This window comes from Nonomuraea sp. NPDC048892 (assembly GCF_040649735.1).
GTDB classification, from domain to species: domain Bacteria; phylum Actinomycetota; class Actinomycetes; order Streptosporangiales; family Streptosporangiaceae; genus Nonomuraea; species Nonomuraea maheshkhaliensis.
Genome location: NZ_JBEZFZ010000039.1, coordinates 12,940 through 31,651 on the forward strand (window position 1 = coordinate 12,940; position 18,712 = coordinate 31,651).

Consider the following 18,712-nt stretch of genomic DNA (forward strand, 5'->3'; position numbering starts at 1 on the left):
AACCCGAAGGAAACAAAGGGGAGCCCTGATGAGACCTAAGCTGGCCGGATCCCTCCTGCTATTGACAGCGCTGACAGCAGCCGGTTGCGGAGGCGGCGGCACCCCGGAGAGCTCCTCCGGCGCCGCCAAAGAACTCGAAGTCCTCTACAAGGTCGAGCCGACGTGGCCGCATCTGGAGAAGATGCTCACCGACGCCAAGAAGCAGTACGAAGCCGCCCACCCCGGCGTCACCATCAAGCTGACCTCGGTGCAGGGCAACAACGAGGCCTACTACACCAAGCTGGCCCTGCTCAACCGCTCGCCCGACTCGGCGCCCGACGTCTACCTGCACGACACCTTCCAGGTCAACGCGGACGTCGCGGCCGGCAAGCTGGCCCCGCTGGACGAGTACCTGGCCAAGTGGCCCGACTGGAGCACCCAGTTCCCCGACTCGGTCAAGCAGGCCGCCAAGGGCGGCGACGGCAAGATCTACGGCGTGCCCATCAGCACGGACACCCGCGGCCTCTGGTACAACAAGGACGTCCTCACCAAGGCCGGCCTGCCGGTCCCGTGGGAGCCGAAGACGTGGAACGACGTCCTCACCGCCGCCCGCGCGATCAAGCAGAAGGTGCCGGACGCGATCCCGTTCACGATGTACTCGACGAAGATCCACGGCGAGGCGTCGACCATGCAGGGCTTCGAGATGCTCCTGTACGGCACCCCGGGCGGCACCCTGTACGACGACGCCCAGAAGAAGTGGGTGGCCGGCGGCAAGAACTTCACCGACGCCCTGACCTTCGTCAACACGATCTACCGCGAGGAGCTCGGCCCCAAGCTGGCCGACGCGCACAACGCCAAGCTCGCCGACAAGATCAACTGGGAGTGGTTCCCCAAGGGCAAGCTGGGCATCGCCCTGGACGGCGCCTGGGCGTCGGGCGCCTGGAAGCCGACCAGCACCAAGCCGTGGCCCGAGTGGAAGGACAAGCTCGGCTGGACGCCCATGCCGACGCAGAACGGCGAGGAGCCCGGCGCGGTCAGCATGTCCGGCGGCTGGGTGATGGCGATGAGCTCGTACGCCAAGCTCAAGCAGGAGGCGTTCGACTTCATCTCGGTCGCCACCAACAAGGAGAACTCCCTGACGTACTCGGTGGGCTCGGGCGACCTGGCCCCGCGCAAGGACGTCGCGGCCGATCCGAAGTACAACGCCGACAACCCGAGCGTGAAGTTCTGGACCGACCTGGCGTCGGTGACGCACTACCGGCCCGCCTTCGAGGAGTACCCGAAGGTGTCGGCGCAGGTCCAGGAGGCCATGGAGGCGGTCACCACCGGCGCCCAGACGCCTGAGGAGGCCACGGCGGCCTACGCCAAGGCGTTGCCCTCGGCCGTCGGCGGGCCCGACAAGGTCCTCGCCCGATGACGGTCGCCACCGCTCCCTCCCCGTCCGTGACGGGCTCGCCGGTCGGCGGCCCGTCACGGCGGCGGCGGGTCCTGCGCTGGCTCCTCCCGCTGGGCCCGGCGCTGGTCCTGCTGGCGATCTTCCTCGCGGGTCCCATCCTGTGGAGCGTCTACATCGCCTTCACGAACGAGACCCTGACCGGTTCGGCCTCGGTGAACTCCCAGTTCGTCGGCGTGGCCAACTTCGTCAAGCTCTTCGGCGACCCGAACTTCATCAACTCCTTCCTGCTCACGTTCATCTTCGTGATCGGCTCGGCGGTCATCGGCCAGAACACCCTGGGCCTGATCATCGCGCTGCTCATGCGCGGGCGGGGCCGGGTCACCCGCAGCGTCGTCAACGGCGTCGTCATCGCCGCCTGGGTGATGCCCGAGGTCGTGGCGGCGGCCTGCTGGTTCTCGTTCCTCGCCGAGGAGGGCACGCTCAACACCGTGCTCGGCGTCTCGCAGGAATGGCTCTACACGGCGCCCATGCTCGCGGTCATCCTGGCCAACGTCTGGCGCGGGACGGCGTTCTCCATGCTGGTCTACTCGGCGGCCCTTTCCGAGGTGCCCGCCGACCTGGTGGAGGCCGCCGCGGTGGACGGGGCGAGCCCGGCCCGCCGGCTGCTGCACATCACGCTGCCGCTCATCCGGCGCTCCATCATGGCGAACCTGATGCTGATCACCCTGCAGACCCTGGCCAGCTTCGGCCTCATCTACGCCCTGACGGGCGGCGGGCCGGGCACGGCCAGCCAGACCACCCCGCTCTACATGTACGAGCAGGCCTTCCGCTACTTCGAGATCGGCTACGGCTCGGCCATCGCCCTGGTGATGCTGGTGATCGGCGCCCTGTTCTCGCTGGTCTACCTGCGCCTGATCAAAGTGGAGGACGCGTGACGAGACTCGCCGCGAGGGGCGCGGCCGGACTGTCGCTCTTCGTCATCGCCCTGGCCTTCGTCGGGCCGTTCCTGTGGGTGGTGATCGCCTCGGTGCAGCCGGAGGCGACGCTGGCCGCCACGCCGACGCTCGCGTTCTCGCTGGACAACTTCACGGCGGTGCTGACCTGGGAGACGATCATCCTGCCGATGATCAACTCGGTGATCATCTCCGGCTCCACGGCGATCCTGACCGTGCTGGTGGCGGGGCTGGCGGCCTACCCGCTGTCGCGTTACCAGCTGAAGTACCGCCGCCACTTCATGCTGACGCTGCTGTTCACCACCGGCCTGCCGGTGACGGCGATCCTCGTGCCGGTCTACGCCATGTTCTTCCGGTTCAACCTGTACGGCTCGGTGCCGGCGATGGTGCTCTTCCTGACCGCCAGCTCGCTGCCGTTCTCGATCTGGATGATGAAGAACTTCATGGACGGCGTGCCGGTCAGCCTGGAGGAGGCCGCCTGGGTCGACGGCGCCGGTTGGGTGCAGTCGCTGCGCTCGGTGGTGGGGCCGCTGATGGCGCCCGGGATCGCGGTGGTGGCGATCTTCGTGTTCGTCGGGCAGTGGGGCAACTTCTTCGCGCCGTTCGTGCTGCTCGACACGCCGGAGAAGCAGCCGGCCGCGGTCACGATCTACACCTTCTTCTCGCAGTACGGGCAGGTGGCCTACGGGCAGCTGGCCGCCTTCTCCATCCTCTACACGGCGCCGGCGGTCATCCTCTACGTGGTGGTCAACAAGTATCTGGCCGGTTCGTTCAACTTCGCCGGGTCGGTGAAGGGGTAGGGGCCTCGGCTCAGGCTGTCAGCCTGGCGTGCAGGGCCTCGGCGAACTGCGCCGGGCTGCGCAGATAGCCGACGTAGTCGCCGGGCAGCTCCACGGCCTCGCGGCCGAGCAGCCCGGCGACGGCCAGCGTGGCGCGGTGCATCAGCCTGCTCCTCGTCTCGGCCCCGTAGGCCGGCACGACCGGGGCCGCGCGCAGCGCCGCCGCGTCGGGCACGTACGCGGAGAAGGGGCGCAGCTCGTAGCGACAGCTCATCTCCATGTTGACCGTCATCCGGCCCAGCATGTCGCGCACCCACTGCGGCAGCCCGGGGTCGGGCTCGGGCGGCGCGGTGACGCCGGTCTCCTCGCCGAGTTTGCGCATCGCCGGGCCGACGCCCTCGCGCTCGCACACCTCCACCGCCTCCCGCGTCAGCCGCCGCCAGTGATCGGCGTCGGGCAGCAGGTCGAACGCGGGCGGCTCGTGCGCCACCAGCCGCCGTACCGAGGACGGGTGGCGGGCCAGCAGATCGAGGCCGATCAGCGCGCCGGAATGGGTGGCGAACACGTGCGCGGGGCCGGCGCCGGCCGCCTGCAGCAGCCGCAGCGCGTCGTCCGCGTGCTCCTCGATCCGCTGCTCTGCGGGCGGCCCGGCCAGCGGGCTGCGGACGGCGCCGCGCCGGTCATAGGTGATCACCGTGTAGCGCCCGGCCATGACCTCGGCCATGGGCGCGGCCATCGCGGCGTCCGCGCCGCCGCCGAGGATCACGAGCAGCACCGGCCCTGAGCCGCGGACCTCGTAGTAGAGGCGTGCGCCGGGAACGTCGAGCATTCCGGAGTCCATGGTCCGCCAACTGTAGACGCGCGGGGACCGGCCGCCAACCTGGACTGGCGGATATACGACAAGTCGGGTTCTAGCCATGGCGATCTCATAGACACCGCAGCTCAGGATGACTAGGAATGCGGTATTCGTGCTTACCGATTCTTGGGAGGTCGTCCATGCTGCGTGGCTTAAGCCGGGTGAGGCGAGGGACGGTGATGGCCGCCTCGGTGGTCATGGCGGCCTCGTCGCTGGCGATTCCCGGCGCACCCGCCGCCGCATCCGCCGCATCCGCCGCGTCCGCCGTGATCGACACGGCGGCGCCGCCTGGGGCGTTCACGCCCGCGCCGGCGAGCGACGAGATCACGTTGATCACCGGTGACCAGGTGCAGGTGCGCGCCGTGGACGGCGAGCACAGGACCGTCACGGTCACGCCCGCGCCCCGGGCGGACGGCTCCGTGCCGACGTTCCAGGTGCTGGAGTCGGAGCGCGGGGTGACGGTCATCCCCGACGACGTCGCCACGCTTGTCCCCGAGCGCCTTGACGCCGAGTTGTTCAACGTGACCGCCCTGGCCGAGCAGTCCTACGGCGCCGCCATTCCGCTCATCCTCACGTATCCGCCCAACAGTACCAAGGCGGCCATCCCGGCCGCCAAGCAGGTCCGCACGCTGGAGAGCATCGGCGGCGCGGGCGTGTCGGTGGCCGCGGCGGACGCGAAGGCGTTCGGGGCGGAGCTGGCCAAGCTGGCCTCCCCGTCGCCGCAGGCCCGCGCGGCGGGACCGCTGGCGGGCGTGACCAAGATCTGGCTCGACCGCAAGGTCGAGCCGGTGCTGAAGGACAGCGTGCCGCAGATCGGCGCGCCCGAGGCGTGGGCCGCCGGGTACGACGGCACCGGCACCACCGTGGCCGTGCTCGACACCGGCGTGGACGCCGCCCACCCCGACCTGGCCGGCAAGGTCGCCGACCAGCGCGACTTCACCGGCGAGAACGCGGCAGGCGACCCGCACGGCCACGGCACCCACGTGGCCGCCACCATCGCGGGCACCGGCGCCGAGGGCGGCACCGAGGGCGGCAAGGGCGTGGCGCCCGGCGCCAAGGTGCTCAACGGCCGCGTGCTGGCCGCCGACGGCTACGGCCAGCTCTCCTGGATCATCGACGGCATGGAGTGGGCGGCCGGCGAGAAGCGTGCCGAGGTCGTCAACATGAGCCTGGGCAGCCCCGAGGCGGGCGGCCCGCTCACCGACGCCGTCTCCACCCTCACCCGCCAGTACGGGACGCTCTTCGTGATCGCGGCCGGCAACGACGGCTGCGACTCCTGCGTGGGCAGCCCCGGCGACGCCCCCGAGGCGCTGACCGTCGGCGCGGTGGACAAGCAGGACAAGCTCGCCGAGTTCTCCAGCAAGGGCCCGATCATCGCCGACGGCGCGGTCAAGCCCGACGTCACCGCTCCCGGTGTGGACATCAGCGCGGCCAAGACGGGCGGCGGGCTCGCCACGATGTCCGGCACCTCGATGGCCACCCCGCACGTCGCGGGAGCGGCGGCGCTGCTGCGCCAGGCCCGCCCCGGGATCACCGGTGGCGAGCTGAAGTCCCTGCTCATGGCCTCCGCCCGTCCGGGTGACGGCATCCCGGTGGACGCGCAGGGCGCGGGCCGTATCGACGTCGCCGCCGCGCTCAAGAGCACGGTCGTGGCCTCGGCCGGCTCACTCAACTTCGGCCGCCTCACCAAGGGCGAGGAGAAGACCCTCACCGTCGGCTACCACAACCTCGGCCAGGCGCCCGCCGCGCTGAAGCTGTCCAGCGGCGCGGCGTTCAGCGTCGAACCGGCCGAGCTCACCGTCCCCGCAGGCGGCACCGCCGAGGCCAAGGTCACCATCAAGGCCGACACCACCGGATCGTTGCGCCAGGAGCTCACGGCCTCCGGCGTGCGTACGCTGCTGACGGCGAACGTCGACGACAAGCGGGTCGAACTGCGCGTCCGCGGCATCGCCAGGGACGGCCGCAACGCCCGCGGCGGCTTCACCGTGCTGAACCTGGACGAGGGCACCCTGGTCGGCCGTGTCCTGCCCGGCTCGCCCGAGCAGCCCTGCACCGACGCCAAGTACGGCCAGGGCACCTGCCTGCTCGTCAAGCCCGGCACCTACTCCGTGCTCGGCCACGTCTTCACGATGCCCGCCACCGGGGACAGCACCGAGACCGGCAAACCGCTCAACGAGAGCCTCCTCGGCGACCCGGAGATGAAGATCACCGAGAACACCGAGGTCGTGCTGGACGCCCGCAAGGCCGTCGAGGTGAAGATCGAGACGCCCGACCACCAGACCAAGCGCAACACCGGGGCCGCCGCGGCCCTCCAGTGGTACCGCGCCGGCGAGCAGGGCACCGCGTTGCGCGGCGGCACCACGATCACGCCCGGCGGGCAGATCGAGGAGCGCCTGTTCGTCCAGCCCACGCGGAAGGTCACCAAGGGCACGTTCGTGGTCTCCACCCGCTGGCGGCTCAAGGCCCCGGAGATCGCCCTGACCACCCTCGGGCTGAAGCTGGACCCCCAGTACGTCGACCCCGTCCAGTTCAGCGACTTCTCCACCGAGTACCCGCGCCTCGACGGCACCAGGTTGCTGCTCGCCGTGGACGCGGGGCGCGGCTCGGAGAAGGAGATCAAGGCCCGCGACCTGCGCGGCAAACTGGCCGTCATCCGCCGTACCGAGGGCGTGCCCGTCTCCACCCAGTCCAACGCCGCCGCGGCGGCCGGGGCGGCGATGGTCGCGGTCTACAGCGACCAGCCGGGCGCCGACGTCACCACGGGCGGCAACGGGGTCAAGCTGAGCGTGCCGACCGTGCGGCTGACCCACGAGGAGGGGCTGAAGCTGGTCGAGCGGCTGCGCCGCCTGCCCGTGCCGATCGTGGCCAAGGGCATCACGGCCAGCCCGTACGTCTACGACCTCTACCTGCGCGAGCAGGGCCGGGTCCGCGACTCGCTGAAGTACGTGGTCCGCGCGAAGTCGCTGGCCAGGATCGAGACCGGCTTCCACAGCCAGCTCGCCGACGACGTGACGGCCAACGAGGCCCGCTTCGTCTTCGAGCCCTGGGACAACCTGTCGATCTCGACGAACCATCCCCTGCCCAAGACGCCGCGCACCCGTACCGACTATGTCACCCCCGACCCCGACCTGCGGTGGAGCACTTCGGCGGGCGCGCCGGAGCGGCACTACAACACGTTGTGGCCGCACCCCGACACGGTCCGCTTGGCCCTGTCGTCGCCGGTGTTCCGGCCGTACGAGGTGGGGGAGCGGACCGAGCACAGCGTGCTCAAGCAGCCGCTGCTGCCCGGCATCAACCCGCGCAACCCGCTGCGCAGGGACGGCGACCGGCTGCTCGTCTCGATGCAGGGCTTCGTGGACGCCCAGGGCAACTACGGCGAGGCCTACACCAGCGGCTTCGAGCAGGGGCTGAAGACCGACTTCCGGCTCTACCAGGGCGACGAGCTGCTGTGGCAGACGAACTACCTGCCCCAGGGGTCGGGGACGCTGCCCGCCGAGAAGGGCGCGTACCGGATCGAGTACGACGTGGCCAACGAGGCCGGCTGGGCGAAGCTGTCCAAGCGGACCCGTAGCGTGTGGACGTTCGACTCCGAGCAGGCGGCGGAGCCGACGGTGATCCCGCTGCTGCTGGCCGCGTTCGACGCGCCGGTGGACCTGAAGAACCAGGCCAGGTCGCGGACGCTCGGCCTGTCGCTGCGCCAGCAGGAGGGGGCGGAGCAGAGCGCGATCAAGGACGTCTCGCTGGAGGTGTCGTACGACGACGGCGCCACCTGGAAGCCGGCCCGCCTGCGGGCCAAGGGGCAGCGGGCCTACGAGACCACGCTGGACCGCTCGCCGTCCGGGTTCGTCTCGCTGCGGCTGAACGCCTCCGACATCAAGGGTCACACGCTGGCGCTGGAGGTGATCCGCGCCTACGCCATGCGCTGACGACCGAGCTTCCGGGGGAGTGCCGCGCGGCGGCGCTCCCCCGGAGGGGTTTCAGGCCCTGCTCTTCTCGATGACCTCCTCCGTCGTCAGCGGCGAGCGGGGATGCCTGGTCAGGCACATGGGGATCCGCGTCTTGACCGGAGCGGCGCCCTCCGTCGCCACGTAGAACTCGCCCGAGCTCAGCCGCGAGACGTCCGGCACGTCGCCGCCCTTCGACCTGGCCATCTCCCTGGCCGCGGAGATCTGGATCGGGGCGTTCAGCAGGCCGAAGAACTGCGTGGCCGAGTTGCCGGGGATGTGGTTGTGCAGCCCCTTCGGCGCCTGGGTGGCGAAGACCAGGCCGAGACCGTACTTGCGGGCCTGGGAGGCGAGCAGCACCGTGCTGCGGGTGGAGGCCGCCGCCCCCGTGGCCGGCGCGAACGTCTGCGCCTCGTCCATCACCAGCAGCGCGCCCAGCGGCCGGTCCTGCGCAGGATGTCGCTTGAACCAGACGAACAGCTCCATCTGCAACTGGCTCACGAAGCTCTGCCGCTGCTCCAGGGAGGGCAGCCCGACCAGGCTGATCACCGACACCCGCGCCCGTTTGCCCTCCGGCGGGGTCACCAGCAGGGCTGGATCGACCGGGGTCCCGGTGCCGCCGAACAACGGATCGTTGTCCATGGCGGCGGTCAGCGACTGGGCCAGCCCGGCCGCGATGCGCTGGGCGTCGGCCAGCTCGCTCACGCCGTCGGGCAGGTCCGACAGCAGCGCCGCGAACCCCTTGAGGCTCGTCGAGCCGCGCACCCCGTAGTACGCCAGCGCCTTGCGCAGCACCGCCTGACCGAGCTGCGCCTTGTTCGTGTTGGCATCGAGCCTGATGCGCGGCGCGATGAACGCGACCGCCGCCTCCACCGCCTCGGCGAACTCGTCGGGATCGCCCGCCAGACCGGCGAAGTCCGGCAGCGGCTGGAAGCTCAGCGGGCGACCGCCCGCCCGGCCCGGCGTCCAGACGACCACGTCGGTGCCCGTCAGATACTCCTCGGCCCGGCGCGCGTCCCCCTCCTCCCAGGCCGCCGGCGGCTCGGGCCAGCGTTCGCCCAGCCTGGCCAGGTCGTTGTTCGGATCGAGCACGATGGCGGGGACGCCGGACAGCGCGCACTCCTCGACCAGGCGGCGGATCAGCACGGTCTTGCCCGACCCCGATCCGGCGAAGATCGTGACGTGCTTCCTGAGCGCCTCCAGCGCCACGCTCACGGGCGCGCCGTCGGCCATCCGGCGGCCGAGCGAAAGATACGGGACGCGCGTCGCGGACGAACCGGCGTCCCGGTGATGCGTGCTCGGCTGCGCGGGGGTGGGCTCGCGGGTGGGAACGCTCCAGGCGTTGGTCGGGGCGTTGGTCAGGGCCTCGGTGAGGAACGACACCGAGGCCGTCGGCCGCCGCCGCGCCAGCCAGCCCGCCAGGTGCGGCGGATTCTCGGCGAGCATCGACCTGAGCGCGCCCAGCACGCGGAGATCGTCCTCGCCCATCCGCAGGGTCCGCCCGCCGGCCTGCTCGAACGCCGCGATGGCCGCCCGCGTCGCCGCCCCCTTGGACCACGGCGCGTTCCGCAGCAGGAACAGCCGCCGCTTCGGCACCTCGGCGTCCAGCCCGGCCGCCACCGAAGCCTTGCGGATGCGGTTCAGCGCCGCGTTGCCGTGCCCGGCGGTGACCGCGCGAAAGGCCCAGTGGACCTCGTCCTCGCTCGTCTCGTCCAGGGTGCGGCGCAGCCGCGCGTGCAGGGGCGGCTTCGGGCTGGGCGGCGGGTCCACGCTGAACGCGACCCCCGGCTCGCCCTGCTCGGCGATCCAGGCCGACAGCCCGGCCGCCAGCAGCGCGGGCATCGCGGTGTCCTCGCTCACCTGGTCGATCCGCGGCGCGGGGACGGCGTCCCGCAGCTCCGCGAACCGGGCGTCCAGGGCGCGCAGGTCGTCGGAAGAGACCGCGGGCACGGAAGGAGGGCCGTCCTGGGCCGGCGGCGTGGCGGTGAACGCGGTCAGCTCCCGTACCTCGTCGTCCGCCAGGCACGCGCGGACGTGCCGATCGATCGCGATGAGGAGCTGACGCGGCGTGAACCCGGGCGCCTGGGCGAACGCCTCGGGCGGCACCGGCCAGGTGGGGTAGGGCGGCTTGATCCCGGCTTCGCCGTACTGGACCTCGAACCGCCGGGCGACCAGGGCCGTCGCGGTCTCGGCGTCCGGGATGGTCATGAGCTGGACCGCCTGCCTGAACCGGTCCCGTACGGTGTCCACCGCCACGTCCTCGACGAGCGCCCACGTCGCCGGGATGCAGGTCACCACGGTCAGCGTCCTGCGGGTGACCTCGCGCAGCGCCATCAGGCCGCCCGCGATCCGCTCGATCATCGCCGTCTCGCCCGGGTCGCGGGCGGCGCCCTTGGTCGGCATGGAGGACTGGGCGACCAGAGGGTCGATCTGGTCCACGGCGATGATCGTCGGGCCGGTGAGCGCCATCAGGCGGGAGACGTCCCTGACGATCTCCTGCGGCGTCCTGCCGACCTGCCGGATGCCCCACAGGGCGCGCTCGCCCGGCTCGCCCTCGGGCGCGGACGACAGGAACGCCTCGCCCAGGTCCTGCAGCCCCAGGTCGTCGCCGGCCAGCAGCACCAGCGCCCGCGCCGTGTCCTGGCACTCCCGGCCCGCCTGTGGGTCCAGGCGGCGCAGCGCGGTCACGAACAGGTCCAGCTCCTGCCGGGTGACGGCCCGCTTGCCGGTGATCGCGCGCCTGGCCATGCGCGACAGCCCGACCATCGAGGCCAGGCGGTCGAGCAGCACCGTGAGCTGGACCTGGCCGTCCTCCCTGGGCCGCGACAGGCTGTCCAGGATGGACACCACGGTGCTCTCCCAGAAGCCCTTGGCGTCCAGCAGGCCCACCAGGACGAAGTAGCCGCCCTGCTGCTGCACCTGCTCGCGTACCCAGCCGAGCAGGTGCGTCTTGCCCGTGCCGCGCTGGCCCTGGACGACCACGCCGATGGGGCTGGCGTCCGGGCGACCGGCCGCCTCGGCCAGGCCGTCGAGGACGATCCTGGTGGACGCGCCGTGCAGCCCCTCCACGTGGTAGTCCGAGCGGCGCCACACGTCGTCGGCGCTCTCGGTGTAGTTGAAGCTCAGCGCGGCGAGATCGTGCACGCCGCCGCTCATGGCCTGCCGATCCAGAGCAGGTGCTTGTGCTGCTCGCCGATGAGCACGGCCGCCGCGCGGTCCTCCTCCGTGAGCGTCTTCTGGTTCGACTCGGGGACGAGGTTGACGTCGGGCAGCCGTTCCATGAGCACGAGCGTCTCGTCCACGGCGGCCCTGGGCGCGTCGGCCAGCCGCGCGCGCACGTCCGTCAGACTGACCCACGCGCCGGGGCGCGCGGCCAGGCCGGCGTAGGCGCGGCGGATGCGCGACTCCAGGTCGCCTTCCTCGCCTCGGTCCTGGACGCCGGCCGGTTCCTCCTCGTCGTCACCCGGGTGGAAGACGTCGGCCAGGCTCTGGTTGTTGCGTTCCATGTAGCGGGGCAGCCAGTCCAGCAGCGCGCGGGCCATCGCGCCCGAGGACCCCGTCTGCGGCGGGACCGCGCCCGCCCGCAGGTCCTCGGCCAGCCGCGCCCAGCCGGCGTCGGTCAGCACGTGCAGGTACGCCCCCCGGCCCGGCCTCCGGCTCTCCACCAGCTTCATCTCGTTCAGCCGCAGTCGCTTCGGGCCGTCGATCGACAGCCTGTGCCGCTGTTTCAGCTCGCTGTTGGAGACCTCCTTGGCCTCGACGGCCAGCACCAGAAGTGCGGCGAAGTCGGGAAGCGACAGCCTGGTGTGCGGCATGTGTCATCCTTCCGTTCCGCGGCGGCCACGCAGGAACTGCGCGATCCGGCGGAGCACGGTCTCGATGTCGGTCAGTACCTGAACATCGACGAAGCGCAGCACGGCGTAACCGTCGAGTTGGAGCAGCACGTCCCGCTCCCGGTCGGCGGCGAATTTGGCGGCGCCCCTGTGATCGGGCCCGTCGATCTCCACCACGCAACGCTCCCGCTCCCACAGCAGGTCCAGCCGGATGGGGGCGGCCAGGGGGTGCGGCAGGTACGTCTGATTCCACGACCGCCCCACCGCCCACGCACATCGCGCCAACGCCGCCTCCAAAGCCAGTTCACTGGGACTTCCGGGATGCGGCCGCCCGGCGACGGCCGGATACGACATCCGTGCCCCACCGGGTTCGATGGCTGGTGTGCCGGAGTGCCACCGCGGGTCCGTCGGAGTGGCGGTTCCGGTGGGGCCGCTGACGAGGCGCGGTCGTACGGTCGGCACCCGGTCGACGGCGTCCAAGGGCGCGCCCGTCAGCCACACGCCGGCTTTCGCCCGCTGGGCCAGCCATTCGCACCCCGCCACGAACACCTCCTGGGCGGCGGCCCCGAGTTCGTCGGGGACGTGGACCAGGACGGCGGTCGCGTTCCTGCCGTAGCTGTCGGCCAGCACCCTGGCCAGCCCCGCCGCCCGCACCTCTGGCGGGAAGGCGCTGGGCCCGCCTGCCAGGGCCCGCTCGGCCAGCTCGGCCAGGAACGGACCGTAGTGCTCGCCGGTGGACGCCCTGCGCAGCGCCAGCGCCCGGACGGCGCGCAACCCGGCACCGCCGGGGCCGTCGATCCCGGCGGCGCCTGGCAGCCAGGCGGGGAACAGCGCCAGCGCAGCCGCATCCAGCTCACGCAGGACGGACGCGACCAGCTCGGCCACGGTACGGGCGTCGTCCAGCAGCTCGGCGAGCCTGGGCCGGTAGCTGAGGATGGCCGGCGCTCCCGGCGGCAGCGGATCGATGCTCAGTGCCATGGCGTCGGCGTCCACGTCGAGCCGCACCACCCGGCCGACCGGCAGATCGGACCACGACCGCACAAGCACCACCGCCCCGGGACTGAATCGGCTTCCGTGACGGTGTATATCGCCAACCCGGCGATCAGCCCAGCGGTATGCCCATGACGGGCCTGAAGTCAGCCGGAGGTCAGGCCGATGACGCCTGCGGGGGCGTAGGAGGCGCGGGTCAGCATGGCCTGGGCGAGGGATGCCTTGACCAGGGCCGCGGCCCGGACGACGGGCATCAGGGTGAGGGCGAACAGCACGCCGACGGCGGTGTTGACGCCCACGAAGGCCAGGTCGCCGTCACCCAGACCGAGCAGCGCGGCCAGACTGCCGTCGGTCCCCGGAAGCCGGGCCAGGATCCAGCCGTAGACGGGGAACATCAGACCGGCGATCGTCCCGGCCCACCACACCATGGTCACGACGGCGGCGGCCAGCGAGAACGGGAAGGCGATGATGCCGTACAGCAGGTCGAGCCAGGACTGCCCGCTGGCCAGCGGGTTCATCAGGCGGCGGAACCAGCCGGCCCCGGCGGGGACGGCGGTGTAGGAGGGGCGGGCGACGGAGCGGCCGAGGACCTCCGGCAGCGCGACCCGTTCGACGTCGCTCAGGCCCCTGGCCATGGCGGCGGCGCCGGCCAGGATGGGCAGGCCGACGAACGCGACCGCGCCGCCCACCCCGGCCGCGATCCCGGCCACGGCGACGGCGAAGTGAAGCACGGCCACGGGCAGGCCGAGCAGGGCGTAGCGGGTATCGGTGGCCAGACGGCGCCGGAGGGAGGTCATGCGAGGAACGCTACGGACTCGGCCCCCGCCGCCACGAGCCTGCCCACGGCACGTTCGAGGGTAGGGCGCGCCCTACCCTCGAACGGCGAACGACCCAGCGGCTCTACCCGAAGCCGCGGGCGGCGCGGTCGTGGCGGAAGGCGTGCAGGCGGGTGAAGTCGAGGTCGAAGGCGGAGACGGGCGCGTCGGGCGGGCCGGTGAAGAAGCCGGTGTGCGTCTCCGGGCAGGGGTTGGCGAAGCCGGTGACGCCCGCGCACGGATGCTCCTGGTACGTGGTCTCGTGGTGCCAGTCGCTGACCGCCACGTACGTCATGAACTCATACGCCCGCGCCACGCTCATGTGCTGCCACAACTCCCTCGCCGGAGCGGGGCCGGACCAGCGGGTGACGGAGAAGGCGGGCACGAGGACCGCGTCGAAGGCGTCGTGACCGGCCAGGGCGGCCGAATACCACAGGTCGGCGCAGAGTAAGACGTGCAGGCGGCGCCCGGCCAGCTCGAACCCGGCGCTCGGCAGACCGGGCCGTACGCCGTTGCGCAGCTCCAGCCCGTACGGATGCACCTTGTCGTACTCCAGCAGCAGCCGGCCCCCCGCGTCGAACACCGCACCCCTGTTGACGGGACCGTCGTAGTGGGAGCCACCCACGACGGCGGCGCCCGAGCCCTTGGCCAGGGCGCGCACTCTGGCCAGGTAGTCGGCGCGGGGCAGGCTGGAGCCGGCCAGCTCGGGCAGCAGCACGACGTCGCCGGCGGGGGAGGGGAGCAGGTCCTCGATGGCGTCGAAGTTGGCGTGGCCGTCGGGGGACCAGTGCGGGGGCTGAACCAGGAGGATCTTCATGAGGCCCGGCTACTGGGGCACGGCCAGGCGGAGAGGGGTCAGGTCCTGGATGGTGACCGGCTCCTGGCAGGCCGCGCACACCGTGACCGGCTCCAGCACCGCCCCGCAGCTGTGCTCCCAGATCGCGGGCGGCTCGCCCTCGGTGACGTAACGGTCGCCCCAGGACATGAGCGTCAGCAGCACCGCGTTGAGCGCCTGGCCCGACTCGGTCAGCACGTACTCGTGACGCGGTGGATGCGTCTCGTACAGGCGGCGCTCCAGGAGTCCTGTCTCCTCCAGCTTGCGCAGCCGGGTGGTGAGGATGTCGCGGCTGGCGCCGGTGTTGCGGGCGATCTGGTCGAAGCGCCGCACGCCCAGGAAGATCTCCCGCAGGGCGAGCAGGCTCCATCGTTCGCCGACAACCGCCAGCGCGTTGGCGATCGAGCATTCCCTGGGCATGAGGGCGCCTCCTACTACACAGTCCGGATTTCCAACTTACCGGGTGCCGGGGATCGCGGCGAGCAGCTCGCGGGTGTAGTCGTCCGAGGGACGGTCGAAGATCTCCTCGGTGGCGCCGCTCTCCACGATCCGCCCGCCGCGCATGACGTGCACCGCGTGGGAGATCATCCGTACCACGGCCAGGTCGTGGCTGATGAACAGGTACGTCAGCCCCAGCTCGCGCTGCAGCCCGGCGAGCAGCTCCAGGATCTGCGCCTGCACCAGCACGTCCAGCGCGGAGACGGCCTCGTCGAGCACGACCAGCTCGGGCGACAGGGCCAGCGCGCGGGCGATGGCCACCCGCTGGCGCTGGCCGCCGGACAGCTCGTGCGGCAGCCGCTCGCCCATCGACGCGGGCAGCGACACCTTCTCCAGCAGCTCGGCCGCCGTCCGCCTGCGCTCGGCCGCGGTGCCGACGCCGTGCACGCGCAGCGGCTCGGTGATCGACTTCTCGACGGTGTAGCGGGGGTCGAGGGAGGCGTACGGGTTCTGGAACACCGGCTGCACCCGCCTGCGGAAGGCGAACAGCTCCCGGCGGCCGAGCCCGGCGGTGTCCGTGCCGTCGAAGCGGATGCTGCCGGAGGTCGGCTCGTCCAGGCCGAGCAGCAGGTTCGCGGTCGTCGACTTGCCCGAGCCCGATTCGCCCACGATCGAGACGGTACGGCCCCGGGGGACGGTGAACGACACCCCGTCCACCGCCGTGAACTCCTCGCCGGTGCCCCGGACGGGGAACACCTTGCGCAGGCCCTCCACCACGACCAGGTCCCCGGTCTCCGCGGGCGGCTCGGCGACGCGGACCGAGGACAGGCTGGGCACGGCCTTCAGCAGCCGCCGGGTGTAGTCGTGACCGGGATCGGCGAGGATGCCGGCCGCGGGCCCGGTCTCCACGATCTCCCCCTGGTACATGACCGCCACCACGTCGGCCCGCTCGGCCGCCAGCGCCAGATCGTGCGTGATGAGGAAGACCGCCGTGCCCATCTCGGCGGTGAGCTGCTCCAGCTGGTCGAGGATGCGCCGCTGCACGGTCACGTCCAGGGCGGAGGTGGGCTCGTCGGCGATGAGCAGCTTCGGCCGGCAGGCCAGCCCCATGGCGATCAGCGCGCGCTGCCGCATGCCGCCGGAGAACTCGTGCGGGTACTGGGCCAGCCGCCGCTCCGGCTCGGGGATGCCGACCAGGTCGAGCAGCTCCAGCACGCGGGCGCGCGCGGCCTTGCCCGTGGCGACCCCGTGCACCTCCAGGGCCTCGGCGATCTGGTCGCCGATGCGCATGAGCGGGTTGAGGTTCGACATCGGGTCCTGCGGCACCAGGCCGATGCCCGCGCCGCGGATGGCGGTCATCTCGCGCTGGCTCGCCTTGGCCAGGTCCCGGCCGTCGAACAGCACCTGGCCGCCGGTGATCCGGCCGTTGCCGGGCAGCAGCCGGTTGACCGCCGCCGCCGTGGTCGACTTGCCCGAGCCGGACTCGCCGACCACCGCGACGGTCTGGCCGGGCAGGATCTCCATCGAGACGTTCCTGACGACGGTGACGTCCTGCCTGCGGGTGCGGAAGGCGACCGACAGGTCGCGGATCTCCAGGAGCGGGCTCATGCGGTCCTCGATCGGTGGGAGACGGCCTGCAGCAGGTCGGCCCAGAGGGCGTCGGTGGGGGTCGGCGCGCCTTCGGCGAGCAGCCGGTTGGAGGCCAGCGCCAGCGTGATGTCACGGCCGGGCACGAAGCCGACCGCGCAGCCCACGTAGCCGGGGTGGCCGAGCACGGTGACGGTCTCGCCGGCCAGCTCCAGCGCGTATCGGCGGAAGCCCAGCGCCTGCTCCTGGTCGGGGCCGGGGGCGAAGAACTCCCGCGCCACCGAGGGCCGCCACAGGTGGTCGTAGTCCTCGTACCTGGACAGCGCGGCCCCGTACTTGAGCAGGTCCGGCACGGTCGAGAACAGGCCCGCGTGGCCGGAGACGCCGTCGAGGGCGTGGAAGGCGTTGCCGTCGGCGACCTGCCCGATCACCGGCTCGGCGCGCCAGCGGGCGAAGTCCGTGCTGCGGTAGGGGACCGGGTAGGGCCGGCCGGTGTCCAGCATGGTCATCTCGACCCGGTCGTCGAGCGCGCTCATGGCCGCCTCGGAGCCGGCCGGGCGGGCGTACGTGGTCGAGGTGAGGCCGAGCGGCCGGGTGACCAGCTCGGCCAGCGCCCGGTCCAGCCGCAGCCCGGTGACGGCCGCGACGATCCGGCCCAGCAGGACGAAGCCCAGGTCGGAGTAGTGGCGGGCGCGGCCGGGGCGGTAGCGGGGCGGCGGCAGCTGTGGCGCGATGTAGAGCGGCCACCACTCCCACAGCCCGCCTCGGTGCAGCAGCAGGTCCCGCACGGTGATCGCCTCGTACGACCGCGGCAGGTACGCGCTCAGCGGCGCGTCCAGGTCCACCAGCCGGTCCGACACCAGCCGCATGAGCATCGTGGTCGTGGCCATGACCTTGGTGACGGAGGCGAGGTCGTGGTAGGTCTCCGGGGTCATCAGGTCCATGCCGGTGAGGTCGTCGGGGCGCACGGTGCGGTACCCGGCGTACTCGTCGAGGTCGAACCACGGCGTGCGGGCCGCCATGACCAGCCCAGGAGGCGGCGTGTGCTCGGGCTTCGTGCCCTCAGGTGCCGTCATCGGGCCGGCACCAGCGCCAGCGTCAGAGACCGCGGCGGCTCGGCGAGCGGCGTGGGCAGGACCAGCGGGCCGGCGCCGGGCGTCAGCGTGCCGAGGATCCGGGGGCCGGTGGCACCCGTCCCGCCGGGCGCCGTGCCGGGCAGCCCGTGCGCGCTCAGCCAGCCGATCAGCGCGAACGCGATCGCCTCCTTGTCGTCGGAGGGCGCGCCGAACTCGTCGGACGGGGCCACTCGCACGCCGGGCAGCGCGGCCCGCAGCCCGTCCATGATCACGGGGTTGCGGCAGCCGCCGCCGGAGACGACCAGCGTGCCCACCCCTGCGGCCCGCACGTCCGCGGCGACCGTGCGCACGGTCAGCTCGGTCAGCGTCGCCACCAGGCCGGCGTCGTCGGCGGCCGAGCCGGACCTGGCCACCGCCGCGTCCACGTAGCCCAGGTGGAACAGCTCCTTGCCGGTGCTCTTCGGCGCCGGCAGCCGGTAGTACGGCTCGTCCAGCAGCTCCGCCAGCAGCCGCTCGTCCACCCGGCCGGAGGCCGCGATCCGCCCGTCCTGGTCGAAGCCGCGCGCGTTCAGGCCCCTGCTCGTCACCACGGCGTCGATCAGCGCGTTGGCGGGGCCGATGTCGTACGCGTGCAGCGAGCCGTCGCGGACCACGGTCATGTTCGAGATGCCGCCCAGGTTGAGCGCTCCCGCGCCGCCCTCGTGCCCGCCGAGCAGCAGCCCGTCCAGCACCGACACCAGCGGCGCGCCGTGCCCGCCGGCCGTGACGTCCCTGATCCTGACGTCGGACAGCACCGGCGCGCCGGTGCGCTCGGCGATCCAGGCGGGCTGGCCGATCTGCAGCGTGCCGAGCGCGTGCGTGCCCTCGACCCAGTGGTAGACGGTCTGCCCGTGGGAGACGATCAGATCGACCGGCCCGCCCCGTGCGACGGCCTGCGCCGCGGCCTCCGCGAAGCTCTGCCCGATGAGCGTGTCCAGCTCGCACACCTCGGCCAGTGTCGTCGGCGCGGGCGGCAGCGCCGCGATCAGCCGTGCCCGCAGCTCGTCCGGGTACGGGGTGCTCGCCGTGTGCCCGACCCGGCCTTCGAGCACGCTCCCGACGAGCTCGAAGTCCACCACGGCCACGTCGATCCCGTCGTGCGAGGTGCCGGAGATCATCCCGAGTACTCTCATGCCCGCTCCCCGAATGCCGTCCCCAGCCGTACTCTCATGCCCGCTCCCCGAATGCCGTC

14 protein-coding genes are annotated in these 18,712 nt (G+C 72.1%); 4 read left to right on the forward strand and 10 right to left on the reverse strand.

Going from position 1 to position 18,712, the window contains the following annotated elements; all coding sequences use genetic code 11:
* The first annotated feature begins 28 nt into the window (after positions 1-28).
* From AB0C28_RS51860 to AB0C28_RS51870, 3 genes are read left to right on the forward strand one after another with little or no spacing between them, the layout of a single operon-like run.
* Positions 29-1,396 carry an extracellular solute-binding protein gene (locus AB0C28_RS51860; protein WP_357851264.1) on the forward strand — a complete coding sequence of 456 codons (1,368 nt, stop codon included), beginning with the start codon at positions 29-31 and terminating at the stop codon, positions 1,394-1,396.
* Positions 1,393-2,310, forward strand: coding sequence for a sugar ABC transporter permease (locus tag AB0C28_RS51865; protein WP_357851267.1), 918 nt, complete (start codon positions 1,393-1,395; stop codon positions 2,308-2,310). Before AB0C28_RS51860 ends, AB0C28_RS51865 begins: the two co-directional genes overlap by 4 nt.
* Positions 2,307-3,128: a carbohydrate ABC transporter permease gene (locus tag AB0C28_RS51870; protein WP_346112923.1), complete on the forward strand. Its 822-nt coding sequence runs from the start codon at positions 2,307-2,309 to the stop codon at positions 3,126-3,128. Before AB0C28_RS51865 ends, AB0C28_RS51870 begins: the two co-directional genes overlap by 4 nt.
* Before the next feature lie 10 nt (positions 3,129-3,138).
* Here AB0C28_RS51870 and AB0C28_RS51875 read toward each other — a convergent pair whose 3' ends face one another.
* Positions 3,139-3,948 carry an alpha/beta fold hydrolase gene (locus AB0C28_RS51875; protein WP_358084306.1) on the reverse strand — a complete coding sequence of 270 codons (810 nt, stop codon included), beginning with the start codon at positions 3,946-3,948 and terminating at the stop codon, positions 3,139-3,141.
* 155 nt (positions 3,949-4,103) lie between these two features.
* Here AB0C28_RS51875 and AB0C28_RS51880 point away from each other — a divergent pair, with 155 nt between their 5' ends.
* Complete coding sequence (locus AB0C28_RS51880) at positions 4,104-7,889, forward strand: S8 family serine peptidase (protein WP_358084308.1); 3,786 nt, start codon at positions 4,104-4,106, stop codon at positions 7,887-7,889.
* A 51-nt stretch (positions 7,890-7,940) separates the two neighbouring features.
* Here the strand turns inward: AB0C28_RS51880 and AB0C28_RS51885 are convergent, their stop codons facing one another.
* The 9 genes from AB0C28_RS51885 to AB0C28_RS51925 form a co-directional block, all read right to left on the reverse strand.
* Positions 7,941-11,063 (reverse strand): ATP-binding protein, encoded by a 3,123-nt coding sequence (locus AB0C28_RS51885; RefSeq protein ID WP_358084311.1) that lies wholly within the window; start codon positions 11,061-11,063, stop codon positions 7,941-7,943.
* Complete coding sequence (locus tag AB0C28_RS51890) at positions 11,060-11,722, reverse strand: hypothetical protein (RefSeq protein WP_358084314.1); 663 nt, start codon at positions 11,720-11,722, stop codon at positions 11,060-11,062. Before AB0C28_RS51890 ends, AB0C28_RS51885 begins: the two co-directional genes overlap by 4 nt.
* 3 nt (positions 11,723-11,725) lie before the next feature.
* Positions 11,726-12,790, reverse strand: a complete 1,065-nt coding sequence (locus AB0C28_RS51895) for a DUF559 domain-containing protein (RefSeq protein ID WP_358084317.1) — start codon at positions 12,788-12,790, stop codon at positions 11,726-11,728.
* Between the two features lie 86 nt (positions 12,791-12,876).
* Positions 12,877-13,527: a sensor domain-containing protein gene (locus tag AB0C28_RS51900; protein WP_358084320.1), complete on the reverse strand. Its 651-nt coding sequence runs from the start codon at positions 13,525-13,527 to the stop codon at positions 12,877-12,879.
* 103 nt (positions 13,528-13,630) lie between these two features.
* Entirely contained in the window at positions 13,631-14,362 is a 732-nt protein-coding gene (locus AB0C28_RS51905) for a carbon-nitrogen hydrolase family protein (protein ID WP_358084323.1), read from the reverse strand.
* Between the two features lie 9 nt (positions 14,363-14,371).
* Positions 14,372-14,800 (reverse strand): helix-turn-helix domain-containing protein, encoded by a 429-nt coding sequence (locus tag AB0C28_RS51910; protein WP_358084327.1) that lies wholly within the window; start codon positions 14,798-14,800, stop codon positions 14,372-14,374.
* A gap of 36 nt (positions 14,801-14,836) precedes the next feature.
* Positions 14,837-16,426, reverse strand: coding sequence for an ABC transporter ATP-binding protein (locus AB0C28_RS51915; protein WP_357851294.1), 1,590 nt, complete (start codon positions 16,424-16,426; stop codon positions 14,837-14,839).
* Positions 16,423-17,481, reverse strand: coding sequence for a serine hydrolase domain-containing protein (locus AB0C28_RS51920; RefSeq protein ID WP_358084329.1), 1,059 nt, complete (start codon positions 17,479-17,481; stop codon positions 16,423-16,425). Before AB0C28_RS51920 ends, AB0C28_RS51915 begins: the two co-directional genes overlap by 4 nt.
* Positions 17,478-18,653, reverse strand: coding sequence for an anhydro-N-acetylmuramic acid kinase (locus AB0C28_RS51925; protein WP_358084332.1), 1,176 nt, complete (start codon positions 18,651-18,653; stop codon positions 17,478-17,480). The genes AB0C28_RS51920 and AB0C28_RS51925 overlap by 4 nt, the downstream gene beginning before the upstream one ends.
* Between the last annotated feature and the right edge of the window lie 59 nt (positions 18,654-18,712).